The organism is Chitinophaga sp. YR573 (assembly GCF_900110995.1).
Classification (GTDB): Bacteria; Bacteroidota; Bacteroidia; order Chitinophagales; family Chitinophagaceae; genus Chitinophaga.
The window spans coordinates 879,485-897,685 of record NZ_FOJF01000003.1; the positions used below are offsets into that span (position 1 = coordinate 879,485).

Genomic DNA, 18,201 nt, shown 5'->3' on the forward strand with positions numbered 1-18,201 from the left:
GTTATTTCGCGAGCCCCAATGGTGAGAAGATCACAAACAAAGCTATCATAGCCAGCAATAAAATTACCGTATACAGGTGCCGTTTTTTCCAGGGCTGTAAGTCCACCACATTGTTCCATTGTTGCACAAATGGTTCCTTACGGGGGTACAGGGCGGCAACTATCATCATCAGCAATACCGTCAGTACAAATAAAATAGCCAGTACGTGCAGGAAATGCAAACCGGTATCAATGAGGAACTGCGAAACCGCATAAGTGAGAATGAAAAACGTCAGTCCTATCTTCGCTGCAATAGCGGGCATGCGCTTGTGCAACAGGCCAACGATCAGGATCGTGAAAATAGGTACACTGAAAAGACCGCTCACCATCTGGATGTATGTGTACAATCCATGCTGAGCAAAGACAATGAAAGGCGCAATGATCATGGCCAGTAAACAAACCAGTATTTCAAACCGCTTACCTGCCCGTATCAACTGGCGCTCACTCGCAGGCTTTTGCTGCCGTGCCTTGAATGGTTTGTACAGGTTCAGTACAAAGAGGGTGCTGCTGCTGTTAAGTCCCGCATTAAAAGAGGTAAGTGCCGCACCAAAGGTAATAGCTGCTATATAACCCGTAAGCATGGGAGAACAGACATCGCTGACAATTTTGGGAAATACTTCCGCAGTATTGTGCATATGAGGGTACAGCAGTACTGCAATCAACCCCGGGATGTTTAGCAGCAAAGGGGAGATGATCTTGCCTGTGCAAGCTACAGCAATACCTTTCTGGCTTTCGGCCAGGCTACGTGAGGACAGGGCCTGTTGTACAATGTATTGCTCCGTACCCCAATAGTAAAGGTTCACCAGGAACATGCCGGTGAAGATGGTAGGAAATGGCACTGCATCCTGGGGGCCGCCAATGGCATTAAAATGATCTCTTCGTGCTGATAGCAGCAGGTTAAGTCCGGTGCTTACGGAACCATGCCCCAGGTATTTCAGCGCGGCATATGGTAACAGTATACCGCCTGCGAACATCCCGATACCCAGCACCGTATCTGAAATAGCCACTGCCTTCAATCCACCCAGTACCGTGTAGAGGCAACCGATAGATCCGATAAGCCAGACCAGGATCCAGATGGTTTGCCAGTAACCGATATGCAGGACTTCCGATACACGGAACAAGCCATTAAATGTGATAGCTCCGCTATACAATACGGAAGGCAACATATTCACTATATAGCTGATGAGGAAGATCACCGACACAAAACGTTTGGTGCCTGTATCATAACGTTCTTCAAGGAAGTCTGGTGTAGTGGAAATACCGCTGCGCAAATACACGGGCATAATGAACTCCGACACTAACAACATGGCAAATACGGATGACAGGCCCCAGGCCATTACGCTCATGTTGTTGGTATATACCAGCTCATTCTCACCGATGAACTGCACCGCACTGATGTTCGTAAAGAACAGGGCGCCGCCTACTACCAGGAAGCTCAGGTTGCGGTTGGCGAAAAACAGGCCGGCCGCGGTTTGCAGGTTTTCCTTCCGGGTTTTGTACCAGGAGATCAGTGCCACAACGATGGTAACCAGTAAGAAACTCAGTAAGGCGCCAACATTCATACATCAAAGTGAATTACGTCTGATCAGTGTCGTGGGCATCACCTCATGCACCGGTTCCCGGCTCAGTACTGCCTGTGCAGCGCGTTTACCCATGTCACTGAAACTAACGGAATAAGTAGTGATACCGTTTCCGACAATCTCTTTTACCGGCTCGTCGTTATGCGACAGAATGCCTATATCCTCTCCTGGTTTTATTTTTTGGGCATTACAGTCCCTCAATAGGTTCCACAACTCAGCATTCTCATTCACATAATATACTACTCCCTTTTCCACAGAGCCGGGCTTATATTCACGTAAAATCTTTCCTTTAATCTTGTGGTTTTTAATAAAGCGCTGGAAGGAAGAAACGATTTCGGGGGGGAACAGTGAGTCTGGATTATGAAAGAATACTATCCGGTCGAATTTTTTAATCACATCACCCAACTGCTCAAAGACAGCATAAGAGGCTTTCTCAAACTCCTGCACTACATACTGGAATTCCCCATCCAGGGGTTCATAACGGTCAAATATCAGCAGCTTATTGCGGGGTATGGTGTTCAGTAGTTCCCTGGTGCGGGGATGATGAATAGGAGAGATGACATACATACCATAGTGACGGTTCTTCACCAGCATAAACATCGTTTCAAACACCTCTATGTTACCATGATGAAAGAATACGTCCAGGTGTACATTAGGCCCCAGTTCGTCGCGGAAACTACGGTAGAACTGTTCCTGGAAAGTATCAATGGTATACATCAGCAGCGCTACTTTGAGCGACTGCTGGGTATTGTCATCTGCAACAAAGTAACCCAGGCGGTTCTTGGATTCAATGAGGCCACGGCTTTGCAGCTCGCGGTAACCTTTGATCACAGTTTCCCTGGCATACCCCAGGCCGGCGATCATGGCATTTACAGAAGGCAGGGGATTGCCTACGCAGAAGATCTTTTCATTGATTGCATTGATGAAGCCTTCTACAAACCGCTCATGCTTGGAATAGGAAGGTATGTTGTCCAACTCCTGTATCTTTTCAAAAATTGTTTTCATCTCTGCCTGTTATTTAATTTATTCTACAGCTTCCAGTTCCAGTATACGACTAAACATTTTGTTAGTAGTGAACACATCCAGTCCTACTTTCATCAGGTAATCCCCGGAATAGACCTTGCCGTTGAAAGTTTCGTCCTTTACGCCCGGCATGAGATTAATTTCCTTAACACTGTACTTCCTGTTTGGGTTCAGACCCTGGCACTGCACCGGCATAAGGTTCTCCGCAAAACGGGGGTAAATATCATACGCGTACAAAAGTGCCTTCTCTTTAGACTCACTCACATACATTACCGCAGTATGATTACCATCATACGGGGAAACAAGCCGGTACTGGTCGCCGTTGAAATTAATATTTTTTACCCGATTATAGGTAGCTATTGCCGACAGGCAAAAAGCCTGCTCTTCCGGGCGTAACTCTTTCACGTTGATGTCGAAGCCCAATTTGCACTGCATAGCCACATCTACACGGAATTTAATGCTGGCATCATGGTTCCAGCTGGTCACATGAGCAGCCATGGCTTTGGAGGGAAAGAACTGGGAATATCCCCATTGAATAAACAGGCGTTCTACCGGGTCCGTGTTATCGCTGCACCAGAACTCTGTGAAGTAACGTAACCCTTCATAGTCAGTGCGTCCGCCGCCGCCAGAGCAAAGCATCATGGGCAGGTTGGGATATTTGGCCTTGATGCGGTCGAGTACGTTATACAGTCCACGCACATAATCTACATACAGGTTATTTTGTTTTTCTTTGAGATAAGGGGAGTAGATATTGGTAACAGGACTGTTACAATCCCATTTCAGATAGGCCAGTTGAGGATTCTCTGTCATCAGATGGTCCACTACGTTGAATACATGCTCCTGTACAGCAGGATTACTCAGGTCCAGCACTAATTGGTTGCGGAAGTAGTATCGCTCACGGTTGGGGAGCATAATTACCCAGTCGGGGTGTTTCTCAAAGAGTTCACTTTTAGGGTTCACCATTTCAGGTTCTATCCAGATACCGAATTTAACGCCTGTATGGGTAGCTGTTTTTACCAGTGCAGGCACACCATTGGGTAATTTGCTGCTGGTAGGCTGCCAGTCGCCCAAGCCCTGGGTATCACTCTGGCGGGGGTATTTGTTGCCAAACCATCCATCATCCAGGAGGAACATATCTACGCCCATGTATTTGGCTTCTGTTATCAGGGAATCCAGTTTGGACTCATTGAAATTAAAACCGGTAGACTCCCAGTTGTTCAGCAGTGTAAGACGGTCGCCTTTTCCATCCTTTAGCTGGTAATTACGTGCCCAGCGTTGCAGGTCGCGGCTGCCTTTACCTGTGCCCTGATTGCTGAGTGTAAAGATAAAAGCAGGTGTAACAAATACTTTTCCAGGTTCCAGCGTATAATCGGAAGCGTAAGGGTTGATGCCGGAGATCACGCGGAGGTTGTTTTCATTATCTACTTCAAATGTGAAGCGGAAGTTGCCTGTCCAGGCCAGGGTGCCCATCAGCACCTGTCCTTCGTTTTCACGGGGCACTTCGTCCAGGCCAACCGTAAAGAAGGGAGATACATGCAGGTTTGCCCTGGAGCCCAGCTTGGAGTCGATCACCTTTTTGCCGAAGTTCAGGGGAGCAGTGCTCATATTCACTTCTTTGGCCCAGTCTCCACTGAACTCTGTGAGGAAGTATTTAGCGCGTTTCCAATATAGCATGGATGATGCATAATTGCTGATATTCACGGCCCGCTTTTCGGTGTGACTGATCTCGCTCCAGGACTGGATGATATTCTCTTTCGCAAAGGCCCGGTAGTATAGTTTCACCTGTACCGGGTACAAAGCATCTTTCAACGTGATCACGGTTTCCGTAACATCGTCTGTTACTTGCTTCACGTTATGCGAAACGTATTGCAATACGGTGGTCATGTTGCCATCGTTATGCCGGATGCCGAACGCAGGTTCAAAATAAGTTTCCGAACCGGATACAGGGTATGCCTCCCAGGCCTGCCCATCACTGCGGGATTTTATGCTGGTATAGTCATGCTGGTTAGACAAACGGGGGCCCAGGTAAAGCTGATAGAGGCGCATATTTTGCGCGGTCTGCAATACGAGTTCCGTTTCATTGGTGGAGATGTAAATAGTTTGCGACTTAACTGCTGTATAGGTTACAACAATCAGGAAGAACAAAATGGATAATATCTTTTTCATATAGTAATTATAAAAGCAGGCCGGCTGCTTATTGCAACGGGCCTGCTTCTTTTTAAAAAGAACGATTAATTGTAACCTGTATTCTGATCAGATGGTTTGATATCACCATTCAGTTTCATCTCTGTATCCGGAATCGGGAATACAGTATTAAAATCCTGTATAGAACCGGATAGTTTAGTCCATTTGTTACGCGCTTTAACGAACTCTACAAACTTGCCGGTACGGATAAGGTCTATACGACGCCAGTCTTCCGCAAAAAGTTCCCGCATACGCTCATCCATGATGGCGGTGCGGAAAGCATCCTGAGACATAGCCTGCCACTTTTTATCATCCGGCAGCACACCACCCCAGGCGCGTGTACGCACTTCATTCACCACATTTACAGCATCCCCGCCGCGGTTCAGTTCATTGAGGCATTCAGCATAGCAAAGTTTAATATCGGCCAGGCGCAGTACCGGTATATTCTTACCGGAGTTCCACATGTTATTGATCTTATTATCTGTGTGTTTGTCTGTTCGGAAGTCTTCATACTTTTTCACGTGCGGCAACAACTCGTCATAGTCAGCGCCCAGGTCTTCCCAGCTGATAGGGTCCAGCGTAGGTACATCACCGTAATACGTGAAATCATAGCGGATGCTTTCCTGTCTGCGCTTGTCTCCGGCTTCCCATATGCCGCCGCTGTCTATAGCGGAGTAAGCATAATGAGTAGGTACGATCTTATCATAACCGGAATAATAGCAGCCGTCTCCATAGAAAGCCTGTACCGCACGGGAGCCTATCTGGAACTGCAGTTTATTGTTATTGGGAGAGGCAGGACTGAACTGGAATTCCAGAATAGATTCAGCAGTGTTGATCTTACTATAATCCCAGAGATCTTTATAAGGCACCAGCGAATAATCGCCCATCATCTTTTCAAAGCAGGCAGCAGCTTTGGAAAAATCACGCAGGCCGGTGGATACAGGGGCAGACATATAAGCCTTGCCCAGCATAGCCCATGCAGCTCCGGAAGTAGCACGTCCCGGATCATTGGTTTTGGGGCAATTATCAGCAGCGCGTTGCAGATCTGCGATGATGAAAGCCCACACATCTTTCAGCGGCTGACGGCGGAAACCGAGTTCAGTTTCACGGCTCAGATCGCGGATAGGGATTTCACCCCAGTACATGGTCAGTTGAAAATCCAGGAAGCCACGTACGAAAGAGGCTTCGCCCAGTAATTTCGCTTCCCGGGAGTCTGGTGTAACGGTGCCTGAACCCAGGCCTTTAACGATTTTGGCGGCTTCATTCACAACGGGCCAGCGGATATTCCACTGGTTGGCAATGTGGTTCAGCGTGGAGTTCAGGTTGCCATCATAGCGGTCCAGGCCACCTTTGTTAGGGTCGCTCTTCATCTGAAAAGCGCCTTGTTGGGTTTCATCAGTCCCCATCATCATGATGAGCCCCTGTTCGTCTGTGCGGATGCTTTTCCAGTTAGCGTAAATGCCTTTAAGACTAGTCTCTACCAGGTTCACGTCGGAGTATACCTGGCTTTCGTCAAGTTTGGTCATACTACGTTCGTCGAGGAATTTACTACAGGAAGCGGAGAGCATTACAATTCCCGCTACTATTATCGTGCGTTTCATAAATTTAGCAGTTGAAGTTTAAAAACCTACATTCAGTCCAAATACATACATTTTTACCGGAGGATAGCCATAATCGCCGGTTTCCGGGTCCATACCCTTGTAGTGCGTAATACAGAACAGGTTAGAACCGGTCACATAGAGGCGCAGGTTATTCAGTTTCCAGGCGCTCAGCTTTGTTTCCGGTAGTGTGTAGGAAAGTGTAAGAGCAGAGAGGCGCAGGAAAGATGCGTTCTGGATAGCGTAATCCAGGTCAGACGGATTGTAACGGTTATAGCTTGTATTGGCGATTACGCGGGGAATGTTGGTGTTGGTATGTTCCGGTGTCCAGCGGTTCAGCAGGTCCACAGAGGCCATGCTTTCACCATTGCTGTTGATCAGGCTTTCGTAGTAACTGCTGATCTTTTTGGCACCGTAAGAGTAGGTGAACACAGCATTCATCCCAAAAGCCTTGTAGGAGAGGTTAGTGGAAAAACCACCATAGAATTTGGGATCTGTTTTAGCCACTACTGTTTTGTCGTACTGATCAACAATACCGTCAGGCTTGCCGCCGGGACCGGAAATGTCTTTGGCAAAGAGATCTCCCGGACTAACAGTCTTACCATTGTAGTTCAGTCCTTCCCATTGGCTGCGGTTGGATTCCTGCGCAATACCGCCGGAGAGGAGCGTGTAAATGGTGTGCAGGGATTGTCCCAGAAAGATGTTGTTTTCACGCTGTATCACATTCTCGTAGGTATTGTATATCACGGTGGCATCACCATACAATCTGGTTACTTTGTTCTTATCGAAGGAAATATTACCGGAGGCTGTCCAGTTAAAGTCTTTCTTTTGAATGATATCCCCTGTTACAGAAAGTTCCATACCCTTGTTGTTCACGCGGCCGATATTTTCCCATTGCTGGTTATAACCGGTGGTAGCAGCCAGGGAACGGTTCAGCAGGATGTTGTCGTTGTTGATATAGAAGAAGTCAGCGGTAACTGTCAGTCTTGATTTTAAGAAGCCCATTTCTACACCAACATTGCTCTGCTTTTGTTTTTCCCAGGTGATGTTCGGATTACCACGACGGCCGTCATTAACGATCAGGGCATTGCCGTTATCGATCTTTGAGCCGTAAAGGGTTTGATATGCATAATTGCTGATATCCTGGTTCCCGACAACACCGTAACCAGTACGTAGTTTCAACTGGCTGAACAGTGATACATCTTTCATGAAATCTTCTTTCTTCACATCCCAGGCAGCGGACACTGAGGGGAATATCCCCCAGCGTTTCCCTTCGGCAAAACGGGAAGAGCCATCATAGCGGGCCGTAGCCGTGAAATGGTATTTGTCTTTGTAACTATAGTTTACGCGGCCAAGGAAAGACTGTAAAGTGTACGCGTAAAAATCAGAGCCGAGCACGGATTTTTCCACGGCAGCAGCGCCTCCCAGGTCGTTGTAAGAGAGGTCGTCACTAGCGAAGCGATCTCCCTGTGCCAGGGTATAATTGGATTGGCGTTTGCTGGCGCTGGTCCCTACCAGGGCCGTAAGTTTATGATCATTAGCAATGGTAGTGTTGTAGGTAATGGTATTATCCCATTGCCAGTAGGTATCGCTCCATCTTTCGTGTTTGGCGCGTGCATCGCCGTTGTACTGGCGGATGGCTTCCTGAATGTTATGAGGTGTAAACTCGAACCAGTCCTGTGCGCCATAGTCCATTGAATAGCTGGAGCGGATGTCCAGTCCTTTTATAGGAGTAATATTCACGTAGTTGGCGGTAGTAAGGCGGTTACGCGTACGGTAGCGTTGAACTAACAATGAGTTGAATGGATTGAAGTCATTGTTATTCTGCTCCCCGTGCGAGCGATAGTAAATCGTAAGGTAGTCGTAAGTATAACGGGTAGCCGGATCGCGATAAGGTTCATAATTCAGCAGAGGGTTGGCATTCAGGGCTTTCCCATAGACGTCGTCAGAAGGCATGTTGTCGTTGGTACGGGTGAAGCCGGTGTTGGTACCTACTTTCAGCCATTTCTTTATGTTGTATTCCGCGTTGAAACGGCCGGTGTATTTATTCTGTTTAGTGTTTTCCACCACGCCTTTGGTACCTGCATATCCAAGGCTCAGATAGAATATGCTGCGGTCGGACCCACCGGAGAAGCCCAGCGCATGGTTTTGCTGGAAGCCGGTACGGGTAACCTGGTCCAGCCAGTTATAGCTTTGTTTCTTATTGTAAGTATCGAATTCCTGGTTAGAGAAGGCGATGTTTGTTTTCAGCAGGGTGTTATCGATATAGTCCTGCCGGTCGGCGGTTGGATGATCTTTCATGTAGCCGTTGGCATAGGCATCAATGCGCAGTGCAGCCAGTTGTTGCGCATCCATGGTTTTAGGGATCCGTGTGAAGTCGGATACGCCTGCCCAGCTATCATAGGTAACGAGGCCGTCGCCGCCCTTGCGCTGCCCTTTCTTTGTAGTGATCACCACTACACCGTTGGCGCCACGGGAGCCGTAAAGGGCCGTTGCAGAGGCATCTTTGAGCACCTGTACGGAAGCCACATCGTTTACGTTCACGGAGTTAAATCCGCCCTGGTTGTTTTCCATCACTACGCCGTCCACTACATAAATGGGAGAGGAGCCTGCATTGATGGTATTGATACCGCGGATTCTGATGGTAGCGTCATCACTCGGGCGGGTGCCGTTGCTGACAAAAACACCGGCTGCATTGCCTTGTAAAGCCTGGTTGATGTTGGTGGCGGGGCGTTCCAGCAGCTTTTTGGAGTCTACCGTGGCGGTAGCCCCGGTAAGGTCCGACTTTTTCATACTGGCGCCTACGACCACCACTTCATCCACATTGGCGGTGGCTTGTTGCATCCTGATGTTCAGGGGAGCAAAGCCGGCGAAGGTCTGCATCTGCGTTTCAAAGCCTAAAAAGCTGAATTCCAGTGTGCCTTTCCCGCTTTCAGCGGTTAGAGCAAAAGCGCCGTGTTTGTCTGTAACAGTGCCGGTTTTGGTGCCGGTCAGCTTTACTGACACACCTGGAAGTGGCTCGCCTTTCATATCAGTAACATTACCGGAAATCCTGCCGCTTTGGGCAAAAACGGGTCCGACGCCCGTTAGCATAGCTATAATAGTCAGGAGCGACCATAGCCTTTTAAAAGCAATTCTTACATGCATAACGTGAAGCATAACGTGTTTTGTAAATAAATGATAGGTATAATAGCGACTTGACAATCTCAAATAAACGTGGCATTGAACATTCGAACTCCTTAATCTCCCCCTATAGCGATCTTGTTAAAAATTAAATCGCTGATTTTCAATCTTATCCTGTAGATTTTTGATTGGTTTGTTCTATTCTGGTCTACTCAACAAATATAGGGTTAGTTTCGAATTACAAAACTTTATTTTTTGGGACTTGATAAAAAGGCGGAGAAAGAAGGGGAGATATTCTATATAATTTCCTGGTAAACAGGCGTCTATATAGCGTCATTATTATAGGTGCTTATAAGGTGCTGAGATTTCAATGCTCCCAGTGGTATAAGCCCTATATAAGCCCACTATAAGTCCACTACAACTTGTATACAAGCCCACCTTATTTAGGGTGGGCTTATATAGGGCTTATATCCGTTGTAATTAGTTTTTTTAACTACATCTCAGTAGGTAATGAGGTATAGTTAATACCTTACAGCTACCGGTATAAATTGAACCAGCCGGGTTACAAGGTAATGCCATATTTATCCATGCTATAGCCACTGGTGAACAGTATGCGAGTTGATACTTTTACAAGACAATTTCAATTTTTAATTTTTTTAAAATTAAAACAATGAAAAAAAGTAAAAGTATCCTTGCAAGTACAATGGTGGTAAGCTCCCTTTTGATGCAAGGTGGATTAAGTAATGCACAAACGGCCCCTTCCACTGATGAGTCTATTCATCCGTTTAAAGTGCACATTCCGGAATCAGAACTTGTTGATCTTAAAAAGCGGATCAAGGCAACACGCTGGACGGAAAAAGAAACGGTAGACGATTATTCGCAGGGTGTGAAGTCGAAGACAGTTCATGAACTGGCAGATTATTGGTTGACTAATCATGATTGGCGTAAGGCGGAAGCAAGACTGAATGCTTATCCCCAGTTTACTACTAAAATTGACGGACTTGATATTCATTTCATTCATGTTCGCTCCAAAGAGCGTAATGCCCTGCCTATTATTTTAGTCCATGGCTGGCCGGGTTCAATCATTGAATTAATGAAGGTAATAGACCCTTTAACTAACCCCACTGCCTATGGCGGAAAACCCGAAGATGCTTTTGATGTTGTTATACCTTCAATACCGGGCTATGGGTTTTCAGAGAAACCGGCTACAACCGGCTGGGGACCTACCCGTATCGCAGATGCATTTGTAACATTGATGAAACGCCTGGGATACAAAAAGTTTCTTGCACAGGGAGGTGATTGGGGGGCGGTTATCGTTGATTTAATGGCTGTACAGTCACCTGATGATTTGCTTGCCATTCATACGAATATGCCTGGCGCGGTACCTTCCGGTATTGACAAGGCGGCTGTTGCCGGTGAGCCGGCACCATCAGGTCTCTCAACTGAAGAAAAACACGCGTATGAGCAACTGGTCTTTGTATATCAGCACGTTTACTACGGCTTTTATATGGGATCGCGTCCGCAAACGTTGATCGGATTGGCGGATTCCCCTGTTGGCCTTGCCACATTTATGCTAGACCACGATGCGCGTAGTCTGGAGCTCATCTCACGCTCGTTTGACGGACAATCTGAAGGGCTTACACGAGATGATGTTCTCGACAACATCACGCTTTATTGGTTCACTAACACTGCGATTTCTTCTGCTCGTCTCTATTGGGAGAATAAGTTCCCATATTTCAGTCCAAAAGGCGTCACAGTTCCCGTTGCAGTGAGTACATTTCCTGACGAGCTCTATCAGGCACCACGAAGTTGGGCAGAGAAGGCATATCCCAACCTGATCTATTACAACAAACTCGATAAAGGCGGGCATTTTGCTGCGTGGGAACAACCCAAACTCTTCACTGAAGAAATCCGCGCAGCTTTCAAGTCACTCCGCTGATTTTGGCAAAGGGAGATCTTGAAAATGGACGCGAAGTCGTGTCCATTTTCAAGACTTATTGAATCCAGATAAGCGGATAACGGACAGGTAAATTCCTGATAACTTCTTCTATCGCTGGCGAATGTTCCAAACGCTTCCAGGTATTAAACCAGTCTTTATTTGAATAAGCAATTGCACCAAAAGCCAGAGCAGGTTGAGCTACCGGCCATTCATCCCAATACATCACGTCTTTTTTTAAAGGCCATTTGCTTTTGTCAGCAAGATAGGGATACATGTATTCTATGCCTTTCTTCAAAGACCTGCCATCGGAAGTGGTATATGTCCAGAGATTGTCTTTATCATCTGAAAGGATCTGGCAGATAGTGGCCATAGCATCCAGGTTAAAAATGGAATAACCATAAGGCTTTGTCCTTCTTAGTTCCTGCGGGAAGCTTCCATCAGCAGCCATCTGATTAGGAAGCAACACATTTTTATAACGATCGCGGCAAAAATCCATGATCTTTTGATTACCGGTGAACTTTGCAAAACAGGCAACCTGCATTACCCAGCATGTACCATGATTGTTGACAGCATTCATTTCATCTTTGCCATACTGGTGCGTGGTCAGCCATTGCAGGTATTGTTCGAACCAGCTTTTAATGCCGGCTATCGCTTCTTTATCGTATAATTCTACACCAGCCATTGCCATCAGGCCCTGTACTACTTCCATAAAATGAATGGTATCAATAATACCTATTCCTCTTCCTGTATGTCTTCCTTTAATAGCCTGGGCAAATAAAAGATTAGGATTCATTCTTGTAGTAGTATCCATAAACCATGCACGGCAATGCACAATGGCATGTCTCATGTATTTTTTGTCTCCAGTCAGTTTATAAGCTGAAGAAAGTGCCCCCACGATTCTGCTGAACCTGATCATGGCCAGGCGGTGAGCAACAAAATTATCGGGGTTCGTCATGCCATCACGCTGGATGTACGGGCTATCAGCACTTACAGGGTTAGACCACCAGTAGTCACCTTCGGAGAAGAAGTCGTGCCTGCCACCTTTGCTTCTGCCGGATGATTGCGCCGTAACAGTGATAGGTTGCTGTTCCAGTGCCCATAACGCATCTTTAAGAACCTGTTCACGCAAAACGGTGGCGATTTCCTTTTGAATATGCTGGGCTGAACAGGGGATCAGTAAAAATACCGATAGCACTATTGTGAGTGCTATTGACCGGCTTCTGTCATAAACTTCCATGTTACTTTGTTTATAGTATTTGGTTTGCCTTTTACAGCAGGGGAGATGCTTCCTTTCCATTTCCCGTTTTTATCTTTTTCAACCTTTATTTCGCGCCAGGAGTATTCACCTCTTTCATAATTATAGCTTTCGCCATCGTCGTCATACAGTTTATAAGAGCCGTTCTTCTCACCGAAATGCCTTATCTCGATGTCCACTTTTTCTCCTGCGGCAGGAGCATGGAGCAATGGTGGCATCATCGGTATAATACCCCCATCTTTTACATATACAGGGATCTTATCCAGTCCGGGAGTTACGGTAATCACTTCTCCGTTTCCTACCCGTTCACCTGTATAGAAATCATACCAGTTACCTTTAGGCAATACTACTTTCCGTGTTGTCTGTCCTGTAAAAAGAGGAGCTACCAGCAGGTATTCTCCTGCCATATACTGGTCTTTTATTTCTTTAGTGGTGGCTTCTGCATAAGGGTTTTCTTCCAGGTTGTTACTGCCGGCATCTTTCTTTAGATCCTGTCCAAACCCTTCTTCCATATTCATAGCCCTGAAAGGAGGTGTACCCTCGAAATGATATTTTGCAAATTCGGAATACCAATACGGTATCATCTGCATACGCAGCAATGCCATTTTCTTCACCTGTTCTGCTACTTCAGGATAGCTCCAGGGCTTTGTTCCGCTTGACCATGCATTGATCATGGCCATTGGAGAAAAGATGACTGTCTGGAACCTGCGCAGCCATTCTTCACCGGTTTTCGAAACCCGTACTTCAGGCGTCCACAACACCCCTGCATATCCACTGTTGATTAAGGCCGTTATGAAATCTTCATGATTGTAATAGTCATTATAGATCACATAAGGAAAAGAGTTAGCACCGGCGTTAGATGCCCTTACGAGGGCATATGTTCTCTGGTTTTTTATGTGGTACATTTCTGCGCTGTAACGCTGTGCCAGCAGGCCATAGGTCTGACGCATCTGTTCTCCGTCTTTACCCGAAGGAAATGTGGCAACATCCGGCCAGAGGTAATAATCATATCCATCTACTTCATCTATTTTATAACCGCTTACTCCAATATCAACCTGGTCTTTCTGCAATTGTCCGAAGAAGATTTTTCTTGCTTCCGGCATTGTGAGATCTGGTACTTCGCCTACCCATACTGTGTGAGATCCTGTGTAGGGAGTAATGCTTTTATAAAAAGGAGCGGACTTAGATATATATGGATTGATCCATAAGTTGAGTCTTATCTTTTTATCGAGCATTTCCTTTACAAAGCTGGCAGGTTGCGGATAACGTGTTGTATCCCATTCAAACGTACCGGGATAAGATTTGCTTTGCCATCCGGGTTCTAATCCTATGTAATCAAGCGGGTATCCTTTTAGAAGAAAGCTGTCCGCCTCATTCTTTACATCCTGTGCGTTAAACAATGTCTTCACACGTTGAGTAAAACCCAGTCCCCAGCGTGGAGGCAGCGTTCCGCCGCCATTAAAAAGGTTATAACGTCTTACTGCGTCCAGTGCGGTAGGTCCGGCAAACAAATATACTTCTACGCCATTTGCAGGTACGAGGATTTCCACAGCATCGGAAGAGGGTCTGGAACTCCAGCTTTTGTCTTTGTTCCTGTCCTTTTCTGGGGGTGGGGTCTTACTGTCTTTCCGCACTGCTGAACCGGCATATACGGTCAGATAACGCGCGGAGTTTATAAATACACCATAACCTTTGGATGAAACATAAAATGGGACTGGTGCATGTGTGCGCCCGTTATCTCTGCCGCCATAGTGATCTACATGTAACTGAAGGATCTTTCCACGCTGGTAGATAGTCTGGAAATTAAGGCCGAATCCAAACAACTGCTCTTCGGGTGTAAGTGGAAAGCGCAGAGATGTTTTATTATTTGCCGTTGTTGCACTGATCTCATTTTGAGATAAAGGAAAAGCAACATGTTGCATTCTGCCTAAGGCTGCGGTATCAGGAACAGCACCTGATGCTTTCAGGAGATCGTAGGCTTCGGGACTACCGACAACGGTTTTCCATACACCCGGAGCCACCTCTTTCCATGGTGCCTGTTGTGCTGATAACGCTAAGGGGAATATTAAACAGCTTAATGCTAATAAACCAGTTTTAGATCCTGAACTGACAGGGTTTATGCAGTTAAGGACTACATGGGAAAACAATTTTTTCATAACTAATCGTTGGAATATAAAACAAGATAATAAATTCAGGGGGCTACTCCAAACGTATACTTAAAAGAGCTGCCCAAAATGGGCAGCTCTCCTCAGGATCCTCAATGATATGTAGCAAGGGCTTATTTTATTTAGCCACTACCAGCTTTTTACTTTCTGAAATAACAGACAGGTCAGGCTTGATGGTGACGATATAGATACCATTCTTTAAAGCACTGATGTCCAGGGTAAACTGGTTGTACCCATGTATCAGCTGAACAGGTTTGCGCTGAAGCACCTTACCAGTATTATCAGATAAAAGGACAATCGCAGACCGTGCACTTGCAGATAAGGTATAACCTACTTTTACCACATCACCAGATACCGGGTTAGGGAATAAAGTAAGCTTACCGGTTGGAACTATTGCAGTTTCCTTCGGAGCCTCTGTTTTAGCCAAAGTAGCGGCAACAGTTGCTGCAGCCTGTACGGTTACACCACCCGGGTTATAATAGTGATTCAGGATCCAGGTATAAGTTTTATCACTTGCCCAGAAGCTGGAACCCCATTGGCACATACCTCTGCCATGACCGTTTGTAGTTCTTCCTGCACAACGTGCATCGGAGATACAAGGCCATGCAGAACCTGTACCACTGTAACCATTACCACAACCTGCATTGTTATTCTCTGCAGAATATTCTGACCTGAAAATAGCACCACTCTTGATTAATACAACACCAGCAGTAGCTTTCGCTGCATTAATGGTAGATGTAGCGGTTTCGCTGCCCCATGCCTGGTTACAGGTAGTAGATGCAATGTCGAAGTTCGATTTTACAGGATGTTTTACGTAGTAAGCACCATAAGAACGGTAAGCAACTGCACCAGCTTGCAGAGAAGCTGCTTTCCAGCTGGAGATCCATTCGTTATCCAGCCCGGACTGTACATAAGCTTCAAGGCTCATTACCTTTACGGCAGAACAGGTTGTGCAGGAACAACTGGTACCTACACGGATACTCGTAGGTACGGCGATCGCAGCAGCAGTAACAGCCGATTCTGCATCCTTGTCGGCTATACGCAGGTATTCGCTTGTACGTTGAGCTTCATCAGCTGCTGTTCTGTCAAACATACCATGTGTGTAAGTTTCCACTTCTTCAGTAGTAGCAACTCTCTGGTCATCGCTGGCCGATGTCAGAGGTGTAAGTCCAACTTTTACAGTGATTTTATCTGCTATTAAACGGATATTGTTCAGTACATACGGTTTGAAACCTGTCCTGGTAATCCGTAGTGTAGTTACACCCGGAGCAACAGTTTCTGTAACAGCCGTAACAGGGACCGGAATAGTTAATGTAAAAAAACCATTTCTATCAAAGATCGTAGCACGACCACCAGCGGTTACTGTTGCACCTGCAATCGGAGCATTGGTCACGGCACTCCTGACATAACCTGAAAGGATCATGTTATTGGCAGCCACTACCTGACGGATTGCTTCATCATCTGATGCGATACGCATAGAAGAACTGATACGGTCCATGCTAATGTCTGCAGCAATGTTTGTTTCATCACCACCTTCAAAAGATGTTTCTATCTGATCATATCCGTTGGCGCTAAAAGAGAAGGTATATTTTCCCTTGTCGGCATCAAATGATGTTTGACCGTTTTCATCTGTTTGTATGCGGGTAGTAGTACCGTCTGGTCCTGTTACTGTAACAGCAGTATTGGCAACAGCAAAACCTGTTTCCTGATCCCTTACCGTAATAGCCATTTTGGTAGCTGCAACTGTAGCAGGATTGATTAAAGCGGCATATTTTTTCCAGTTCCAGTTAATCCCCGGATCGGTATGTGTATTGCCATCATAGTGCTGATGTCCTTTAATACGTACTGTCTTAGGCTGATAATTTGTACCGGAAGTAGCAGCTCCTTTAAAGCAGGCAGCTTTACTGATTCCGTACTTGGTACAGATATTACGTACCAGTGCAGCAGAAGACGAATACATACTGGTGGTATACCATTTGGCATCAGCAATATAACCTTCATGCTCAATGCCAATGGTATAGCTGTTGTGATTCAACACATGATAGGCTTTATCTTTTTCCCGCACCATCTGTGTTACCTGTCCGTCAGAAGAACGGATCACATAATGCGATGATACAATAGCCGTGCTGTTCTTAAACCAGGAGATAGTACCTGCATAACTGCCCTGAGCAGTATGTATAGTAACATTGGTAACGGCTACGCCACCACGACCTACAGTATAATTATTAGCATGTGCTGCGCTGAAAATTGCCGGGCCATAATCTGTACTTAATACAGAAACACCATCAATTGCAGCGCTCTGGTCCAGTACGTTATCAGGTGATATTACTTTATCCCTGGCATAATCTATCTGTACACCGGTGGCTTTTAATGCACGCAGTGTTTTTGCAGGATAGATTTTTTCCAGCTGTACATTTGCGGGCGCTCTTGTAAGCGTTGCAGCAGTAAAACCTTTCTGTAAATTATCATACACATCATATGTGTATAATGAGCGGGCATATGCATTCACTGCACTGCCATCATCAGGAATTTCAGAAATACTTTCCAGTACGGTAGCAAAACTTTCAACACCTGCAGCCACTTTCCGGCTACCTGCTTCGCGACTTAAAAACTTTGCAGTGGCCAGAATCTGAAGGCGTACATCGTTTTTAAATTGTGCAGTGCTGATGTTACTCAGTTTACTCACTTCCACCAGGTTATTTTTAAAGTAACCTTTCCCGTTTTCCACTAAACCAAAAATACCAAACCGTTCAGGCATACCCATGCAATTATCTTCATGTGGTTGCAGGTTAGTCATATGTGTGGCGGAATAAGCCATCGCTTCAAGTATCCCTTTGGGGAGGCCGGGATACTGGCGATAAGCTTCATTGAAATAATTGTCCAGACGGGAATTATCCGTCTGTTGTTGGGCTACCAGTTGCGTATAAGGCAATAGGAGTAATACAGCCATTTTAAGCAGCAAATAAACGCGATTCATAGGTTTTTGTTTATGGTTATTCTTTGGGCTAAATGATGCCGGATTATGCCACTTTATCAGTGCATAATTGCTACATCTTCATATTTGAGGGATCCTGGTTTTAAATGTTTTGAATTACGGGTTCAATAAATAGGTTAATGCATAAATGATCGGGTTGAATCAATCACATAGTAATAAAAGCAGCTAATAAAATTCTACAAGATAAGTATCAGTCTATCGGTCTTTCTACTGTACAGAATATAGTTCGGGTCTTTCGTTTTTCAAAACTAATGAAACATATTCGAAATATAAAAATTAATTAATATGGAAGATTGTGAGA

Annotated in this window: 9 protein-coding genes; 1 reads left to right on the forward strand and 8 read right to left on the reverse strand. The window is 45.7% G+C overall.

Features of this window, described 5'->3' with window-relative positions:
• Position 1 precedes the first annotated feature (1 nt).
• The 5 genes from BMW86_RS30040 to BMW86_RS30060 all read right to left on the reverse strand — a co-directional run bounded on the left by BMW86_RS30040 (position 2) and on the right by BMW86_RS30060 (position 9,570).
• Complete coding sequence (locus tag BMW86_RS30040) at positions 2 to 1,600, reverse strand: solute:sodium symporter family transporter (protein WP_089787287.1); 1,599 nt, start codon at positions 1,598 to 1,600, stop codon at positions 2 to 4.
• 3 nt (positions 1,601 to 1,603) lie between these two features.
• Entirely contained in the window at positions 1,604 to 2,623 is a 1,020-nt protein-coding gene (locus tag BMW86_RS30045) for a substrate-binding domain-containing protein (protein ID WP_089787288.1), read from the reverse strand.
• Positions 2,624 to 2,641: 18 nt separating this feature from the next.
• A complete protein-coding gene (locus BMW86_RS30050; protein WP_089787290.1) occupies positions 2,642 to 4,807 on the reverse strand; it encodes an alpha-galactosidase in 2,166 nt (721 codons plus the stop codon).
• A gap of 65 nt (positions 4,808 to 4,872) precedes the next feature.
• Entirely contained in the window at positions 4,873 to 6,426 is a 1,554-nt protein-coding gene (locus BMW86_RS30055) for a RagB/SusD family nutrient uptake outer membrane protein (RefSeq protein WP_089787293.1), read from the reverse strand.
• An 18-nt stretch (positions 6,427 to 6,444) separates the two neighbouring features.
• Entirely contained in the window at positions 6,445 to 9,570 is a 3,126-nt protein-coding gene (locus BMW86_RS30060; protein ID WP_177189440.1) for a SusC/RagA family TonB-linked outer membrane protein, read from the reverse strand.
• A 646-nt stretch (positions 9,571 to 10,216) separates the two neighbouring features.
• On the opposite strand from BMW86_RS30060, the gene BMW86_RS30065 reads away from it, so the two are divergent.
• Positions 10,217 to 11,485, forward strand: coding sequence for an epoxide hydrolase family protein (locus BMW86_RS30065; RefSeq protein WP_089787295.1), 1,269 nt, complete (start codon positions 10,217 to 10,219; stop codon positions 11,483 to 11,485).
• Positions 11,486 to 11,540: 55 nt separating this feature from the next.
• Here the strand turns inward: BMW86_RS30065 and BMW86_RS30070 are convergent, their stop codons facing one another.
• The 3 genes from BMW86_RS30070 to BMW86_RS30080 all read right to left on the reverse strand — a co-directional run bounded on the left by BMW86_RS30070 (position 11,541) and on the right by BMW86_RS30080 (position 17,882).
• On the reverse strand, positions 11,541 to 12,722 hold the full coding sequence (locus BMW86_RS30070; RefSeq protein ID WP_089787298.1) for an alginate lyase family protein: 1,182 nt from the start codon (positions 12,720 to 12,722) through the stop codon (positions 11,541 to 11,543).
• Positions 12,692 to 14,896: a glycoside hydrolase family 31 protein gene (locus BMW86_RS30075; protein ID WP_089787300.1), complete on the reverse strand. Its 2,205-nt coding sequence runs from the start codon at positions 14,894 to 14,896 to the stop codon at positions 12,692 to 12,694. Before BMW86_RS30075 ends, BMW86_RS30070 begins: the two co-directional genes overlap by 31 nt.
• A 127-nt stretch (positions 14,897 to 15,023) precedes the next feature.
• Positions 15,024 to 17,882 (reverse strand): N-acetylmuramoyl-L-alanine amidase, encoded by a 2,859-nt coding sequence (locus tag BMW86_RS30080; RefSeq protein WP_143056735.1) that lies wholly within the window; start codon positions 17,880 to 17,882, stop codon positions 15,024 to 15,026.
• Positions 17,883 to 18,201: the final 319 nt, after the last annotated feature.